We start from the raw sequence: 16,101 nt of genomic DNA, 5'->3' as shown, positions 1-16,101 counted from the left end.
TCTTTTTATAAAAAAACGAGCCTTATAATAAGGCTCGTTTTATTTATGATTTGTATGTAAATAATTACAAATTTTCTATAGTCTTTGTTACTTCTTCAAGTACTTCAAAAGCTGTTTCTGCCATTTTATTCCCTTTAAAATCAAGTAAAGGATTTATTTCAACAAACTCTAAACAAGCTACTTTTTTACTTTCTAGTAATTGATTTATAATTGCTATCACCTCATGTTGATCGAATCCTTTTGGTACTGGGGTTCCTGTTCCATAAGAAATCATATCACAATCCATAGCATCAACATCAAAAGAAACATAAATTACATCGCAATCTGATAATTTTTCTAAAGCTTCTTTTACACAAACTTCTAATCCTCTGTATCGAACCTCGGCAACCATATAGTTTTTGATTCCATACTTATCCATTTGCTTATCCTCAGGCTCTTCTGTATCACGAACTCCAAAAAATACGATATCCTCTGGTAAAACTTTTTGTCCAGGAGTACCTATATTTTTCATTCTATCCCATAATTCAGTAGTTTCCCTGTCTACATCATTTATTTGACAATCTAAATTATCATCAGAAATAGCTGCTGATAATGGCATTCCATGAATATTTCCTGAAGGTGATGTATATGGTGAATGTAAATCTCCATGTGCATCAATCCAAACTACACCTACTCTTTTGGTTGAATTTGCTGCTTTTACTCCACTAATAGTTCCTAAAGCAGATGAGTGATCTCCTGAAATTACAATTGGAAATTTTCCTTCTTGTAAATTTACTTTTACATGATTACTTAATCTTTTACATTGATTAAATACACTGCTTATTCTCTTAGCAAATGAATTATTTTCTTTATTATAAACTGATTCATTTTCTGTAATTACATCTTCAAATTCATAAGAATCAAAATAATTACTATCTCTATTAATAGCTGCTATTTCAACAGCATCAATTCCCATATCAGACCCACGTGTTCCAGCTCCAATATCTGATCTATTTTTGATAATTTTAATTTCTTTCATCATCAATTATATTTAATAAAAAATGTCATCTAAATTTTAAATGACATCTTTTACGATTTTTTATCTTCTGCTAAGTTTTACAAATTCTCTATGGTTTTCTCCCGTATAAACCTGACGTGGTCTACCAATTGGTTCTTTACCTAAACGCATTTCTCTCCATTGAGCAATCCATCCTGGTAAACGTCCTAAAGCAAACATTACTGTAAACATCTCTACAGGAATTCCCATTGCTCTATATATAATACCTGAATAGAAATCTACATTTGGATATAATTTACGCTTTACGAAGTATTCGTCATTTAAAGCTTCTTGCTCTAACGATTTAGCGATATCTAAAATTGGATCTTCAATTCCTAAGTCAGCTAATACTTCATCAGCAGCTACCTTAATAATTTTTGCTCTTGGATCGAAGTTTTTATAAACTCTATGTCCGAATCCCATTAAACGGAAAGGATCGTTTTTATCTTTAGCTTTTGCCATGTATTTCTTAGTATCTCCTCCATCTTGTCTAATCGCTTCTAGCATTTCTAATACAGCTTGGTTAGCACCTCCATGTAAAGGTCCCCATAAAGCTGAAATTCCTGCTGATAATGATGCGAATAATCCTGCGTGAGATGATCCTACTATTCTTACTGTAGAAGTAGAACAGTTTTGCTCGTGATCTGCATGTAAAATTAATAACTTATCTAAAGCATCTTTAATTATTGGATTGATTTCATACTCTTCATTAGGCTGCTCAAACATCATTTTCATAACGTTTTCTACATATCCTAATTTTGTAGATCCATAATTTAAAGGTAATCCTTGTTTTTTACGCATTGCCCAAGCAACTAATACTGGGAATTTTGCTAATATTTTTACAATAGCATTATACATCTCTTCTTCTGAATCAACATTCACAGAAGATGGGTTAAATGCTACTAAAGCACTTGTTAAAGATGATAACACTCCCATTGGGTGTGCATTCTTAGGAAAAGCCTCAATAATTTTCTTTACGTCTTCGTCAACAATTGCTTTTGAACGAATATCATTATGAAACTTATCTAATTGTTCTTTTGTTGGTAATTCTCCAAAAATTAATAAATATGCTACTTCTAAGAAATCAGCTTTTTCAGCTAAATCTTCGATAGCATAACCTCTATAACGTAAAATTCCTTCTTCTCCATTTAAAAATGTAATAGCACTTTGGCAAGAACCTGTATTTTTATATCCTGGATCTATGGTAATAACTCCTCCAGTAGCTCCTCTTAGTGTTTTAATATCAATTGCAGTTTCATTTTCTGTTCCTTTAACTAATGGGAACTCATACGTATTTTCGCCAATTTGTAATTTTGCTATATCTGACATTTTATTTCTTAAAATTTTTATTATTGAAGTGAGTTGCGAAGATACCAATTTTTGTAAGATTTTAAAAATAGGTATTCATAGATTTTTAATATGAAAAAATAGGAACTACTTATAACATAATTTGTTAAAAATACAAAACCTTGTTAGCTAATCTAACAAGGTTTGAGTTATTGTATTTAGTATACTTTTATTTTACTTTAAATGCTTTTTCTTGTGGAAAGAAAGCAACATCTCCAAGCTCTTCTTCAATACGTAATAATTGGTTATACTTTGCCATACGATCTGAACGAGAAGCCGAACCTGTTTTAATTTGCCCAGTGTTTAATGCTACTGCTAAATCTGCAATAGTATTATCTTCTGTTTCTCCAGAACGGTGACTCATTACAGAAGTAAATCCTGCGTTATGCGCCATATTTACTGCTGCAATTGTTTCGGTTAAAGTACCTATTTGATTTACCTTAATTAAAATTGAATTTGCAATACCGTTTTCAATTCCTCTAGATAAACGCTCTACATTAGTTACAAATAAATCATCTCCTACTAATTGTACCTTATCTCCACAAATTTCTGTTAAGTATTTCCAACCTTCCCAATCATTCTCATCCATACCATCTTCAATTGATATAATAGGGTACTTTTCAGCTAATGATGCAAGATAATCTGCTTGCTCTTTACTTGAACGAACTTCTCCTTTGGCTCCTTCAAATTTTGTATAATCATACTTACCATCTACATAGAATTCTGCAGCAGCACAATCTAAAGCAATCATTACTTCTTCTCCAAATGCATATCCTGCATTTTTAGTAGCTAAAGCAATTGTTTCTATTGCATCTTCAGTTCCTTCTAATGTTGGAGCAAAACCTCCCTCATCTCCTACTGCAGTAGATAAATTACGATCGTGTAATACTTTCTTTAAATGGTGAAAAATTTCTGAACCAACTTGCATTGCCTCTGTAAAATTCTTAGCCTTTACTGGCATTACCATAAATTCTTGGAATGCGATTGGTGCATCTGAATGTGAACCTCCATTAATAATATTCATCATTGGTACAGGTAATGTATTTGCTGATACACCTCCTACATAACGATATAATGGCAATCCTAATTCATTTGCAGCAGCTTTAGCAACAGCTAACGATACTCCTAAAATAGCATTGGCACCAATTCTAGATTTATTTGGAGTTCCATCTAAATCAATCATTAACTGATCAATCATGTTTTGTTCAAAAACTGATACTCCTAATAATTCTTGAGCGATTAATGTGTTTACATTCTCTACAGCTTTTAACACACCTTTCCCCATATATTTATCACCTCCATCACGCAACTCTACTGCTTCATGCTCTCCTGTTGAAGCTCCTGATGGAACTGCAGCTCTACCCATAACTCCATTTTCTGTAGTTACATCTACTTCTACTGTTGGATTACCTCTTGAATCAAAAATTTGACGTGCGTGAATGTTGATTATAATACTCATAATTGTTTATTTTTAATATAGATTCCCGTGAATTTAAACTCACGGGAATGCTATTTTTATACTTGCTAATTTACTAATTGTGGCCGATTATTGGTTATTTGTGTAAAACTAATTACGAAAACGTTTACGCTTCTACCTTTGCCTTTTTTATATTTTCTATAAACTGATCGAATAAATATTCTGAATCATGTGGTCCTGGGCTTGCCTCAGGGTGATATTGTACTGAAAATACATTCTTAGACTTCATTCTAATTCCTGCTACCGTATGATCATTTAAATGTACATGTGTAATTTCTACATCAGCATGTGCTTCTGTTTCTTCTCTATTGATAGCAAATCCGTGGTTTTGAGAAGTTATTTCTCCCTTTCCAGTAAGTAAGTTCTTTACAGGATGGTTAATTCCTCTGTGTCCATTATGCATTTTATAAGTAGAAATCCCATTAGCTAAAGCAATAACTTGATGTCCTAAACAAATACCAAATAATGGTAAATTTCTTTCAATTATTTCTTTTGCTGTATTTTGTGCTTCTACTAATGGCTCTGGATCACCAGGTCCGTTAGAAATAAAATAACCATCAGGATTAAAATCACTCATTTCTTCAAAACTAGCATTGTAAGGATATACTTTAACGTAAGCTCCTCTTTTTACTAAGTTTCTTAAAATATTCTTTTTAATTCCTATGTCTAAGGCCGAAATTTTAATTGATGAATTCTCATCTCCAACAAAATATGGTTCTTTCGTAGATACTTTTGAAGCTAATTCTAATCCTTCCATATTTGGAGTTTCAGCTAATTGCTTCTTTAACTCATCAATATTATCAATCTCTGTTGAAATAATAGCATTCATTGCTCCATTATCTCTGATGTAAGAAACCAATGCTCTAGTATCTACATCTGATATAGCAACTAGATTATGCTTTTCAAACCAATCGTATAAGTTACTATCAGAATCTACTCTCGAGTGTGTAAAACTAAAGTTACGGCAAATTAATCCTGATATTTTGATACTTTCAGATTCGTTTTCTTCATTATTGATACCATAGTTACCAATATGAGCATTTGTAGTTACCATCATTTGTCCAAAATAAGATGGATCTGTAAAAATTTCTTGGTAACCTGTCATTCCGGTATTGAAACAAATTTCCCCTGTAGCTGTTCCTTCTATTCCGATAGATTTTCCGTAGAAGATAGTTCCATCTGCTAATAAAACTAATGCTTTTTTACGTGCTTGATATTTCATTTAGTGTGTTGTGTAATTTGTATGCAAAAATATATAAAAAAAGGGATAAACATTAAATGTTTATCCCCTTGATATAATTTATAAAAACTTTCATTTTTATTCTTCTTCTTGTGAAGTTGTAGTTTCAACAGCTGCTTCAACTTTCTTCGCACCACCACGACGGCTACGACGAGTACTCTTCTTAGCTTTGTTTCCTTTTGGATTGTATAATTCGTTGTAATCAACTAATTCTACCATTGCCATAGGGGCGTTATCTCCTTGACGGTTTCCTAATTTGATGATACGAACATATCCTCCTGGTCTGTCTCCTACTTTTACAGAAACTTCTTTGAATAATTCTGTAACAGAATATTTATTACGTAAGTAACTAAATACAACACGACGGTTGTGAGTTGTGTCTTCTTTAGACTTAGTAATTAAAGGCTCAACAAACTTACGTAAAGCTTTAGCTTTAGCAACTGTTGTGTTAATACGCTTGTGCTCGATTAATGAACAAGCCATATTTGCTAACATCGCTTTTCTGTGCGCTGTTTGTCTACCTAAATGATTAAATTTCTTTCCGTGTCTCATGACATTTGGTTTTTAGCTCTCATCTTGCTACAACCCACTAAGGGGAGCAAAATATGAAAGGTTAATCTCTATCTAATTTATATTTGCTTAAATCCATTCCGAAACTTAAGTTTTTGTTTGCCACTAACTCATCTAATTCAGTTAACGACTTTTTACCAAAGTTTCTAAATTTCATTAAATCACTTTTGTTAAATGATACTAAGTCTCCTAAAGTATCTACTTCTGCAGCTTTTAAGCAGTTTAAAGCACGAACTGATAAATCCATATCAACTAATTTCGTCTTTAATAACTGACGCATATGTAATGATTCCTCATCGTATGTTTCAGTTTGAGCAATTTCATCTGCCTCTAATGTTATACGCTCATCTGAGAATAACATGAAGTGGTGGATTAAAATTTTAGCTGCCTCTGTTAATGCATCTTTTGGATTGATAGAACCGTCAGTATCGATATCGAAAACTAATTTTTCGTAATCAGTCTTTTGTTCTACACGGAAGTTTTCTACACCATACTTTACATTCTTAATAGGAGTGTAAATAGAATCTGTAAAAATTGTTCCTAATGGAGCTCCTGCTCTTTTGTTTTCTTCAGCTGGTACAAAACCTCTACCTTTTTCAATAGTGATTTCTGCATTGAAGTTTACAGACTTATCCATGTTACATAATACTAAATCTGGATTTAGTACTTGGAATCCTGAGATAAATTTTTGTAAATCTCCTGCTGTTAATTGCTCTTGACCAGATACTGCAATAGAAACTGTTTCTCTATCAGACTCTTCAATTTGTTTCTTAAAACGAACTTGTTTTAAGTTTAAGATGATTTCTGTTACATCTTCTACAACACCTTGAATAGTTGAAAACTCGTGATCAACCCCGTCAACACGTAATGATGTAATTGCGAAACCTTCTAAAGAAGATAATAATACTCTTCTTAAAGCGTTTCCAATTGTTAATCCAAAACCTGGTTCAAGAGGTCTGAATTCGAATCTTCCTGAAAAATCAGTAGATTCAATCATTATTACTTTGTCAGGCTTTTGAAAATTTAAAATTGCCATAATTTTTGTTCTTCTTTTTAATTGTTATTCAGTTGCGCGGTTTATAAGTTTGAAGAAATACGAATAAACCCTTTGGCCGAACTTCAATATGATTAATTTATTATTTAGAGTATAATTCTACGATTAATTGCTCTTTAATGTTCTCAGGAATTTGTAATCTTTCTGGTGCTTTAATAAAAGTTCCAGATTTTTGATCAGCATTCCAGCTTAACCACTCATAAACATTGTTGTTAGATGCTAATGAATTCTCAATAGCTTCTAATGACTTAGACTTTTCTCTTACTGCAACAACATCTCCTGCTTTTAAACTATAAGATGGGATGTTTACGATTTCACCATTCACTGTAATGTGACGGTGAGATACTAATTGACGTCCTGCTCTTCTAGAGTTAGCAATTCCTAAACGGAATACTACATTATCTAAACGAGATTCACATAATTGTAATAAAACCTCACCAGTAATTCCTTTAGAAGCAGATGCTTTTTTGAATAAGTTTCTGAACTGACGCTCTAAAATACCGTAAGAGTATTTTGCTTTTTGCTTTTCCATTAATTGGATAGCATATTCAGATTTTTTTCCTCTTCTTCTAGCATTTCCATGCTGTCCTGGAGGGAAATTTCTTTTTTCGAAGTTTTTGTCTTCTCCGAAAATTGCTTCGCCAAATTTACGAGCAATCTTAGTCTTTGGTCCTGTATATCTTGCCATTTCTTAATAATTTAGTAGGGATTATGAATTAAGGCTAACTCCTTCGATAATCTTGTTCCTACTTTTGTTTAAAATATAATTTGTTGTGTACAAAAGTACACTAAAACAAAGTATAAGTTGATTTACATCAACTTATACTCTTCTTCTTTTAGGTGGACGACATCCATTGTGAGGAATTGGTGTAACGTCAATGATTTCTGTTACTTCGATTCCTGAATTGTGGATAGATCTGATAGCAGATTCTCTACCGTTACCTGGTCCTTTAACGTACACTTTTACTTTACGTAAACCTGCTTCTTTTGCAACGTTTGCACAATCTTCTGCTGCTAATTGAGCTGCATATGGAGTATTCTTTTTAGAACCTCTGAAGCCCATTTTTCCTGCAGATGACCAAGAAATAACGTCACCTTTTTTGTTTGTTAAAGAAATAATAATGTTGTTGAATGATGCAGTAATGTGAGCTTCACCTACTGATTCAATTACAACTTTACGTTTTTTTGTTATTTTAGACTTTGCCATAATTCTTTACTATTAGTAAAAAACAATCAATGATTATTTTTTCTTGTTAGCTACAGTTTTTCTCTTACCTTTTCTTGTACGAGAGTTATTCTTAGTTCTTTGTCCTCTTAAAGGTAAACCTAATCTATGACGAATACCTCTTTGACATCCGATGTCCATTAAACGTTTGATGTTTAATTGAACTTCAGAACGTAACTCACCTTCAATGGTAAAAGTTCCTACTTGCTCACGAATTGCTGCAATTTGATCATCAGTCCAATCTTGAACTTTGATACTCTCATCTACTTTTGCGTTAGCTAAGATTACTTTAGCTCTACTGTTTCCTATACCAAAGATGTAAGTTAAAGCGATAACACCTCTTTTATTCTTTGGAATATCTATACCTGCTATTCTTGCCATTACCCTTGTCTTTGTTTAAATCTAGGATTCTTTTTATTTATTACGTATAATCTGCCTTTTCTGCGTACTATTTTGCAATCGGCACTTCTTTTCTTTAATGATGCTCTTACTTTCATCAGTGTGTTTTTTTAATATCTGTAAGTAATTCTTGCCTTAGTTAAATCGTATGGGCTCATTTCTAATTTTACCTTATCTCCAGGTAATAATTTGATATAATGCATACGCATTTTTCCTGAAATGTGAGCCGTAACAATATGTCCGTTCTCTAATTCCACTCGAAACATTGCATTTGATAATGCTTCTGTAATGGTTCCGTCTTGTTGAATTGCTGGTTGCTTAGCCATACTATTTTAACGATTTTCTGTTACTGTTACCTGTTTTCATTAAACCATCATAACGACTGTTTAATAAATACGAATTGATTTGCTGAATGGTATCTATTGCAACTCCAACCATAATGATTAAAGAAGTTCCTCCAAAGAACATTGCCCAGTTTTGAGTAACTCCAAACTTAACAATGATTGCAGGTAAAATAGATAACGCTGCTAAAAAGATAGATCCTGGTAATGTTATTTTTGATAACACTGAATCTAAAAAGTTAGCTGTTTCTTCTCCTGGTTTATATCCAGGAACAAAACCATTACTTCTCTTTAAGTCCTCAGCCATTTTGTTTGTTGGGATTGTAATCGCCGTATAAAAATAACTAAAAACAATAATTAAGAAAGCAAATATAACATTGTACCATAACCCGAAATTATCAGTTAAACTATTTAATGCTGGGAATTTTTGACCTAAAGCTACTGGTAAAAACATAATAGCTTGTGCAAAAATAATTGGCATTACTCCAGCTGCATTCAATTTTAATGGAATGTACTGACGAGCACCATCAACATCTTTAATGTTTGTAACTGCTGTACGACGTGCATACTGAACTGCTACTTTACGTACTGCTGTAACTAATAATACGGTTAACAAGATTACTACAAACCAAACTATTAATTCGATTAATATCATCATTATCCCTCCAGCTCCTGCTGTTTGTTTAGAAAGTAATTCTTGAACAAAAGCAGCTGGGAAGTTAGCAATAATACCAACAGTAATTAATAACGATATTCCGTTACCAACACCTTTATCAGTAATACGCTCTCCTAACCACATTGCAAAAATTGTTCCTGCACTTAAAAGAATAATTGATGATACCCAAAATTGAACTCCTGTTACTAAAAATGCTTCAGGTCCTAATCCCATTTGGTTTTGAATAATACCAATATAGGTTGGTGCTTGAAACAATGTAATAGCAATCGTAAGCCATCTTGTTATTTGCGTAATCTTCTTACGTCCACTTTCTCCATCTTTTTGCAGTTTTTGTAAATATGGTACCGCGATACCCATTAACTGAACTACAATAGATGCTGAAATATAAGGCATTATACCAAGTGCCATAACCGACGCTCTAGCAAATGCCCCACCTGTAAATGCGTTTAATAAACCTAAAAGACCTTCGGAAGTACTGTCTTGTAAAGCTGATAACTGTGTAGGGTCAATTCCAGGTAATGGAACTGCCGCCATAAAACGGTAAACAGCAATTAAACCTAAAGTTAAAAGTAATTTCTCTTTTAACTCTTCTATCTTCCAAATATCTTTTAAAGTATTTATAAAATTCATCATTTACAATTCTTATAAGGTAACTGCCTCACCACCTGCAGCTTCGATAGCCGCTTTTGCTGATGCAGTAAATTTATGTACAGTTATATTTAATTTAGCTTTTAATTCTCCACCACCTAATATTTTTACTAAGTCGTTTTTACGAGCTAAACGATTTTCTACTAAAACGTCTAAATTAACTGTATCTGTAATTTTTCCGCTATCTACTAATCCTTGTAATTTGTCTAAATTAACACCAACATACTCTTTACGATTAATGTTTGTGAATCCAAATTTAGGTACACGTCTTTGAAGTGGCATTTGACCTCCTTCAAACCCTACTTTACGAGAATAACCAGAACGAGACTTAGCTCCTTTGTGACCTCTAGCAGCAGTACCACCTTTACCAGAACCTTCACCACGTGCAATTCTCTTAACTTTCTTAACAGATCCCTCTGCTGGTTTTAAGTTGTGTAAACTCATGATTATATATTGTCTTATTTAACTTCCTCTACAGAAATTAAGTGTTTAACTGTATTTACCATACCAATAATAGAAGGAGTTGCCTCGTGCTCTACTGTTTGGTTCATTCTTCGTAATCCTAATGCCTCTAAAGTTCTCTTTTGATTTTTAAGGCGACCGATTTGACTTTTTACTTGTGTAACTCTAATTTTACTCATCGTCTTAAATTTTAACCGTTAAAAACTTTCTCTAAAGAAATACCTCTTTGCTTAGCAATAGTAGCTGCACTACGTAACTGTAATAAAGCATCAAAAGTTGCTTTTACTACGTTATGTGGGTTAGAAGATCCTTGAGACTTAGATAATACGTCTTTAATACCAACTGATTCTAATACTGAACGTACTGCACCACCGGCAATAACTCCCGTACCATGTGAAGCTGGTTTAATAAAAACTTTTGCTCCTCCAAACTTACCTTTTTGTTCGTGAGGTAAAGTTCCATCTAAAATAGGAATACGTACTAAATTTTTCTTTGCATCTTCTACTGCCTTAGCAATTGCAGAAGCAACATCTTTAGACTTTCCTAATCCGTGACCTACAACACCGTTACCATCTCCAACAACTACGATAGCAGAGAATCCAAATGCTCTACCTCCTTTAGTTACTTTAGTAACACGTTGTACACCAACTAATTTATCTACAAGCTCTAATCCGCTTGGTTTTACTCTTTCTACGTTTTTATATCCTAACATAATATAATTTCTTAAAATTTTAAACCAGCTTCTCTAGCAGCATCTGCTAATACTTTAACTCTACCGTGGTATAAAAAACCATTTCTATCGAAAGAAACTGTTTCAACGCCAGCTTTTACTGCTTTTTCAGCGATTGCTTTTCCTACAGCTGTAGCTGCTTCTGCTTTAGAACCAGATGCAATTCCTTTATCTCTTGATGAAGCTGATACTAAAGTTACTCCAGCTACGTCATCAATTAACTGAGCATAGATTTCTTTGTTACTTCTAAAAACTGATAATCTTGGTTTAGCAGCTGTTCCTGTAACAACTTTTCTAATTCTATACTTAATTCGTTGTCTTCTTTCAAGCTTTGATAATGCCATAATAATTTCTCTTAATTTATTATGCAGATTTACCTGCTTTTCTTCTTAATACTTCTCCTACAAACTTAATTCCTTTTCCTTTGTAAGGCTCTGGCTTACGGAAAGAACGGATTTTTGCTGCAACTTGACCAACTAACTGCTTGTCATGTGAAGTTAATTTTACGATTGGATTCTTACCTTTTTCAGATACTGTTTCAACCTTAACTTCTGGAGCTAAATTTAATACTATGTTATGAGAGAAACCTAAAGCCAAATCTAATTTTTGCCCTTGGTTAGATGCTCTATAACCAACACCTACTAACTCTAATTCTTTAGTATAACCCTTAGTAACACCTTCAACCATGTTATTGATTAAAGCACGATATAAACCGTGTGCTGCTCTATGGTCTTTACTATCAGATGGTCTTTCAACTGTTAAAGTACCATCTTCAATTTTTACAGTAATATCAGATTTTAACTCTTGAGTTAACTCACCTAATTTACCTTTTACTGTAACCACGTTTCCGTCTACTTTTACTTCAACACCTTGTGGTAATGCGATTGGATTTTTTCCTATTCTACTCATCTTACAAAATGTTTTTTAGTAAACGTAACATAAAACTTCTCCACCAACATTCTCAAGTCTTGCTTTTTTGTTTGTCATTACACCTTTAGATGTAGAAACGATAGCAATACCTAATCCGTTTAATACTCTTGGCATTTCTTTAGCGCCAACGTACTTACGTAAACCTGGTGTTGAAATTCTTTGAATTTTTCTGATTACTGATTCTTTCGTGTCACGATCGTATTTTAAAGCTATCTTAATAGTTCCTTGTACTTTATCGTCATTGAACTGATAACTTAAAATGTAACCTTGATCGAACAAAATCTTCGTCATTTCCTTCTTCAACTTTGAAGCAGGAACTTCAACTACTCTGTGATTTGCTGCAATAGCATTTCTCACTCGAGTAAGAAAATCCGCGATTGGATCTGTATACATAATTAATTAAATTGCGGCTTTGGTTTTCAATAACTTACAATAATTTTCTTTTTAAAAAAGTTGTTACTGAACCTGAAACCAGTTAATATTCATTTTTTGTTTTTCAGAAATAAATCACTTATAAGGCTTTGCTAATTTATTAACAGTTACTTACAAGACATAATTTACCCTATAAAAAACAGAGTGCAAATATACATATTTTTTTTAAAATTCAAACGTTTTTAAATCTTATCATTTTGACTCTTAATTTATTGGAGTAAATCAGGTCTAATTTTCATCTATTTTCAACTTAAATTAAGCCAAGTAATCTATGGTATACAATTATAGAAAAAACAAAAAAGGCATATAGCATTTTACTGCTATATACCTTTTTTAATTTATAAAAACGTGCTGTCTACCAGCTTGCTTTTTTTACTCCTGGAATTAATCCTTGGTTAGCCATTTCACGGAAAGTTACACGTGAAATTCCGAACTGACGCATATATCCTTTTGGACGACCAGTTAATTTACAACGATTGTGCATTCTAATTGGTGATGCATTCTTTGGTAATTTTTGTAATGCTTCATAGTCTCCAGCTTCTTTTAAAGCTTTTCTCTTTTCTGCATACTTAGCTACCGTTTTAGCTCTTTTGCGCTCACGCGCTTTCATTGATTCTTTAGCCATCTTTTAGTTCTTTTTAAATGGTAAACCTAATTCTCCTAATAATGATTTAGCTTCTTTATCAGTGTTTGCAGATGTTACAAAAGTAATATCCATACCACTAATCTTTTTTACTTGATCAATATTAATTTCAGGATAGATGATTTGTTCAGTAATTCCTAAGTTGTAATTACCTCTACCATCAAAACCGTTAGCTTTGATTCCGTTAAAGTCTCTTACACGTGGTAAAGAAGCTGTAACTAATCTATCTAAAAATTCGAACATTTTATCTCCTCTTAACGTAACTTTTGCACCAATTGGCATTCCTTTACGTAATTTGAAGTTTGCAACGTCTTTCTTAGAAATTGTTGGAACTGCTTTTTGACCTGTGATAGTAGTTAACTCATCAACAGCATATTCAATTAACTTCTTATCTGCTATAGCTGCACCTACACCTTTACTTACAACAATCTTTTGTAATTTAGGTACTTGCATTATATTGCTATAACCAAATTCATCAGTAAGAGCTTTGATAACTCTGCTCTTGTACTCTTCTTTTAATCTTGGTACGTAACTCATGGTTATATTGCTTTATCTGATTTTTTTGAAAATCTTACTTTCTTATCTCCATCCATTTTGTAACCAACTCTTACTGCTTCACCGTTTTCAACTAAAGCAACGTTTGATATATGTAATGGAGCTTCTTTCTTTACAATTCCTCCTTGAGGATTAGCAGCGCTAGGTTTAGTGTGCTTAGACACCATGTTAACACCTTCTACTAAAACTCTATCTTTATCTTTAAGGATTTGTAAAACTTTACCTTCCGATCCTTTGTGATCTCCTGCTAATACTTTAACAGTATCTCCTGATTTGATTTTGAACTTCTTCATCTTAATGTCGATTTAAAGCACTTCAGGTGCTAATGATACTATCTTCATAAATTGCTTATCACGTAATTCACGGGCAACAGGACCAAATACACGAGTTCCTCTCATTTCCTCTGTAGGATTTAAAAGAACACAAGCATTATCATCAAATCTGATATATGATCCGTCTTTACGTCTAATTTCCTTCTTAGTACGAACAACAACTGCACGAGATACTTGACCTTTCTTTACAGTTCCGTTTGGAGTTGCAGACTTTACAGTTACTACAATTTTATCTCCAACGCTAGCGTAACGCTTTTTTGTTCCTCCTAAAACTCTAATCACTAAAACTTCTTTTGCTCCAGTGTTATCTGCGACTCTTAATCTTGATTCTGTCTGTAACATATTATTTAGCTCTTTCTAGGATTTCTACTAATCTCCAACGCTTAGATTTACTCATAGGACGTGTTTCCATTATCCTTACAGTATCTCCTTCGTTGCAATCGTTATTCTCGTCATGTGCAACGTACTTTTTCGTTTTTAATACGAACTTACCGTACATTGGGTGCTTTACTCTTTTTACCTCAGAAACAACTATAGATTTCTCCATTTTGTTACTAGATACAACACCTATTCTCTCTTTTCTAAGATTTCTTTTTTCCATCTTTAAAACTGACTAGAATTATTGTAATTCTCTTTTGGTTAACTCTGTAGCAATTCTTGCCACAGTTCTTCTTAAGCTACGTAACTCTAATGGGTTTTCCAATGGAGTTATGGCGTGAGCCATCTTAAGATCCGTATAATTCTTCTTTAACGCTCCTAACTTTTCTTGTAAGTCTGCGATAGATAATTCTTTAATTTCTGATTGTTTCATGTCTTTTAGAATTAAGCGTTAAAATCAAAATCTCTTGCGATAACAAACTTCGTCTTTACTGGAAGTTTTTGAGCTGCTAAACGTAAAGCTTCTTTTGCAACATCCATTGGTACACCACCAACTTCAAACAAAATTCTACCTGGTTTTACAACAGCAACAAAATGATCTGGAGCACCTTTACCCTTACCCATACGTACCTCTAAAGGTTTCTTAGTAATAGGTTTGTCTGGAAATATTTTAATCCAAAGTTGCCCTTCTCTTTTCATATAACGAGTTGCCGCAATACGAGCTGCCTCTATTTGGCGAGAGGTTAATAGGTCTTGGTCTAATGATTTGATTCCAAACATTCCGTTAGAAAGTTGGTTTCCTCTATTAGAGTTACCTTTCATATTACCTTTGGCCTTCTGTACCTTACGGTATTTTACTCTTTTTGGCTGTAACATTTTTAATTTCTAATTTTAAAAATTATTTTCTTCTGCGAGGTTGACGCTTTCCATTACCACCACCTTTGTTAGAGTTACCTTTTTGTTTAGATAATCCTACTAATGGAGATAATTCACGCTTTCCATAAACCTCACCTTTCATAATCCATACTTTAACACCGATTCTTCCGTATTGAGTATGTGCTTCAACAAGTGCATAATCGATATCTGCTCTAAAAGTAGAAAGAGGAATTCTTCCTTCTTTATAATGTTCAGAACGCGCCATTTCTGCTCCGTTTAAACGACCAGATAATTGGATTTTAATCCCTTCTGCATTCATTCTCATTGAAGCTGCGATAGCCATTTTTGTTGCTCTCTTGTAAGAAATTCTGTTTTCGATTTGACGAGCTACACTAGCTGCTACTAATTTAGCATCTAATTCTGGACGCTTAATTTCGAAAATGTTAATTTGAACTTCTTTACTAGTAATTTTCTTAAGCTCTTCTTTTAACTTGTCTACCTCTTGACCTCCTTTACCAATGATGATACCTGGACGTGCAGTAGTGATAGTAACGGTTACAAGCTTTAAAGTACGCTCAATAATTACACGAGATACACTTGCTTTAAATAATCTAGCATTAATATACTTTCTTATTTTATCGTCTTCAGCTAATTTATCTCCGTAGTCATTTCCACCATACCAGTTAGATTCCCATCCTCTGATGATTCCTAAACGATTTCCTATTGGATTTGTTTTTTGTCCCATTTCTA

At 33.1% G+C, this 16,101-nt stretch carries 26 protein-coding genes; all 26 read right to left on the bottom strand.

Translation table 11 applies throughout. The annotated features are described in order from the left end of the window. Nucleotides 1-64: 64 nt before the first annotated feature. The 26 genes from MHN29_RS02930 to rpsC all read right to left on the bottom strand — a co-directional run bounded on the left by MHN29_RS02930 (nt 65) and on the right by rpsC (nt 16,096). Entirely contained in the window at nt 65-1,021 is a 957-nt protein-coding gene (locus tag MHN29_RS02930) for an arginase (protein ID WP_235273043.1), read from the bottom strand. 57 nt (nt 1,022-1,078) lie between these two features. Then, entirely contained in the window at nt 1,079-2,365 is a 1,287-nt protein-coding gene (locus MHN29_RS02925) for a citrate synthase (RefSeq protein WP_235273046.1), read from the bottom strand. A 187-nt stretch (nt 2,366-2,552) separates the two neighbouring features. Continuing rightward, nucleotides 2,553-3,842 (bottom strand): phosphopyruvate hydratase, encoded by a 1,290-nt coding sequence (eno, locus tag MHN29_RS02920; protein ID WP_235273047.1) that lies wholly within the window; start codon nt 3,840-3,842, stop codon nt 2,553-2,555. Between the two features lie 124 nt (nt 3,843-3,966). Then, on the bottom strand, nt 3,967-5,082 hold the full coding sequence (gene carA, locus MHN29_RS02915) for a glutamine-hydrolyzing carbamoyl-phosphate synthase small subunit (RefSeq protein WP_150900288.1): 1,116 nt from the start codon (nt 5,080-5,082) through the stop codon (nt 3,967-3,969). Between the two features lie 96 nt (nt 5,083-5,178). Further along, entirely contained in the window at nt 5,179-5,652 is a 474-nt protein-coding gene (rplQ, locus tag MHN29_RS02910; RefSeq protein WP_150900289.1) for a 50S ribosomal protein L17, read from the bottom strand. A 61-nt stretch (nt 5,653-5,713) separates the two neighbouring features. After that, nucleotides 5,714-6,706, bottom strand: a complete 993-nt coding sequence (locus MHN29_RS02905) for a DNA-directed RNA polymerase subunit alpha (protein ID WP_150900290.1) — start codon at nt 6,704-6,706, stop codon at nt 5,714-5,716. A 100-nt stretch (nt 6,707-6,806) separates the two neighbouring features. Further along, a complete protein-coding gene (gene rpsD / locus MHN29_RS02900; protein ID WP_150900291.1) occupies nt 6,807-7,412 on the bottom strand; it encodes a 30S ribosomal protein S4 in 606 nt (201 codons plus the stop codon). 132 nt (nt 7,413-7,544) lie between these two features. After that, nucleotides 7,545-7,931 carry a 30S ribosomal protein S11 gene (rpsK, locus tag MHN29_RS02895; protein ID WP_150900292.1) on the bottom strand — a complete coding sequence of 129 codons (387 nt, stop codon included), beginning with the start codon at nt 7,929-7,931 and terminating at the stop codon, nt 7,545-7,547. A gap of 33 nt (nt 7,932-7,964) precedes the next feature. Next, entirely contained in the window at nt 7,965-8,330 is a 366-nt protein-coding gene (gene rpsM / locus MHN29_RS02890) for a 30S ribosomal protein S13 (protein ID WP_150900293.1), read from the bottom strand. Then, nucleotides 8,330-8,446: a type B 50S ribosomal protein L36 gene (gene ykgO / locus MHN29_RS02885; protein ID WP_010181906.1), complete on the bottom strand. Its 117-nt coding sequence runs from the start codon at nt 8,444-8,446 to the stop codon at nt 8,330-8,332. Before ykgO ends, rpsM begins: the two co-directional genes overlap by 1 nt. Nucleotides 8,447-8,458: 12 nt before the next feature. Continuing rightward, nucleotides 8,459-8,674, bottom strand: a complete 216-nt coding sequence (gene infA / locus MHN29_RS02880) for a translation initiation factor IF-1 (RefSeq protein WP_068206835.1) — start codon at nt 8,672-8,674, stop codon at nt 8,459-8,461. A 1-nt stretch (nt 8,675) separates the two neighbouring features. Next, the gene (gene secY, locus MHN29_RS02875) at nt 8,676-9,995 is read right to left on the bottom strand and encodes a preprotein translocase subunit SecY (RefSeq protein WP_235273657.1); all 1,320 of its coding nucleotides are present in this window, start codon (nt 9,993-9,995) and stop codon (nt 8,676-8,678) included. Between the two features lie 12 nt (nt 9,996-10,007). Further along, nucleotides 10,008-10,457: a 50S ribosomal protein L15 gene (gene rplO / locus MHN29_RS02870; protein WP_235273049.1), complete on the bottom strand. Its 450-nt coding sequence runs from the start codon at nt 10,455-10,457 to the stop codon at nt 10,008-10,010. Between the two features lie 14 nt (nt 10,458-10,471). Beyond that, complete coding sequence (gene rpmD, locus MHN29_RS02865) at nt 10,472-10,654, bottom strand: 50S ribosomal protein L30 (RefSeq protein ID WP_150900295.1); 183 nt, start codon at nt 10,652-10,654, stop codon at nt 10,472-10,474. Between the two features lie 11 nt (nt 10,655-10,665). Continuing rightward, a complete protein-coding gene (rpsE, locus tag MHN29_RS02860; protein WP_150900296.1) occupies nt 10,666-11,190 on the bottom strand; it encodes a 30S ribosomal protein S5 in 525 nt (174 codons plus the stop codon). 8 nt (nt 11,191-11,198) lie between these two features. Beyond that, a complete protein-coding gene (rplR, locus tag MHN29_RS02855; protein WP_235273052.1) occupies nt 11,199-11,549 on the bottom strand; it encodes a 50S ribosomal protein L18 in 351 nt (116 codons plus the stop codon). A gap of 19 nt (nt 11,550-11,568) precedes the next feature. Then, on the bottom strand, nt 11,569-12,114 hold the full coding sequence (rplF, locus tag MHN29_RS02850) for a 50S ribosomal protein L6 (RefSeq protein ID WP_235273053.1): 546 nt from the start codon (nt 12,112-12,114) through the stop codon (nt 11,569-11,571). Nucleotides 12,115-12,129: 15 nt separating this feature from the next. Continuing rightward, nucleotides 12,130-12,528, bottom strand: a complete 399-nt coding sequence (gene rpsH / locus MHN29_RS02845) for a 30S ribosomal protein S8 (RefSeq protein WP_150900299.1) — start codon at nt 12,526-12,528, stop codon at nt 12,130-12,132. Between the two features lie 394 nt (nt 12,529-12,922). Beyond that, on the bottom strand, nt 12,923-13,192 hold the full coding sequence (gene rpsN / locus MHN29_RS02840) for a 30S ribosomal protein S14 (RefSeq protein WP_091891535.1): 270 nt from the start codon (nt 13,190-13,192) through the stop codon (nt 12,923-12,925). A 3-nt stretch (nt 13,193-13,195) separates the two neighbouring features. Beyond that, a complete protein-coding gene (rplE, locus tag MHN29_RS02835) occupies nt 13,196-13,747 on the bottom strand; it encodes a 50S ribosomal protein L5 (protein WP_150900300.1) in 552 nt (183 codons plus the stop codon). 2 nt (nt 13,748-13,749) lie between these two features. Continuing rightward, the gene (gene rplX / locus MHN29_RS02830) at nt 13,750-14,058 is read right to left on the bottom strand and encodes a 50S ribosomal protein L24 (protein ID WP_150900301.1); all 309 of its coding nucleotides are present in this window, start codon (nt 14,056-14,058) and stop codon (nt 13,750-13,752) included. Nucleotides 14,059-14,070: 12 nt separating this feature from the next. Beyond that, a complete protein-coding gene (rplN, locus tag MHN29_RS02825; protein ID WP_150900302.1) occupies nt 14,071-14,439 on the bottom strand; it encodes a 50S ribosomal protein L14 in 369 nt (122 codons plus the stop codon). A 1-nt stretch (nt 14,440) separates the two neighbouring features. Next, complete coding sequence (gene rpsQ / locus MHN29_RS02820; RefSeq protein WP_028890734.1) at nt 14,441-14,698, bottom strand: 30S ribosomal protein S17; 258 nt, start codon at nt 14,696-14,698, stop codon at nt 14,441-14,443. A gap of 18 nt (nt 14,699-14,716) precedes the next feature. Then, nucleotides 14,717-14,908 carry a 50S ribosomal protein L29 gene (gene rpmC, locus MHN29_RS02815; RefSeq protein WP_150900303.1) on the bottom strand — a complete coding sequence of 64 codons (192 nt, stop codon included), beginning with the start codon at nt 14,906-14,908 and terminating at the stop codon, nt 14,717-14,719. Between the two features lie 11 nt (nt 14,909-14,919). Next, nucleotides 14,920-15,351, bottom strand: a complete 432-nt coding sequence (rplP, locus tag MHN29_RS02810) for a 50S ribosomal protein L16 (protein WP_150900304.1) — start codon at nt 15,349-15,351, stop codon at nt 14,920-14,922. A gap of 22 nt (nt 15,352-15,373) precedes the next feature. Next, nucleotides 15,374-16,096, bottom strand: coding sequence for a 30S ribosomal protein S3 (gene rpsC / locus MHN29_RS02805; RefSeq protein WP_150900305.1), 723 nt, complete (start codon nt 16,094-16,096; stop codon nt 15,374-15,376). Nucleotides 16,097-16,101: the final 5 nt, after the last annotated feature.

This window comes from Tenacibaculum sp. Cn5-46 (genome assembly GCF_022347705.1).
In the GTDB taxonomy this organism is placed as follows: domain Bacteria; phylum Bacteroidota; class Bacteroidia; order Flavobacteriales; family Flavobacteriaceae; genus Polaribacter; species Polaribacter aiptasiae.
This window is presented reverse-complemented; position numbering and strand designations above follow the sequence as displayed.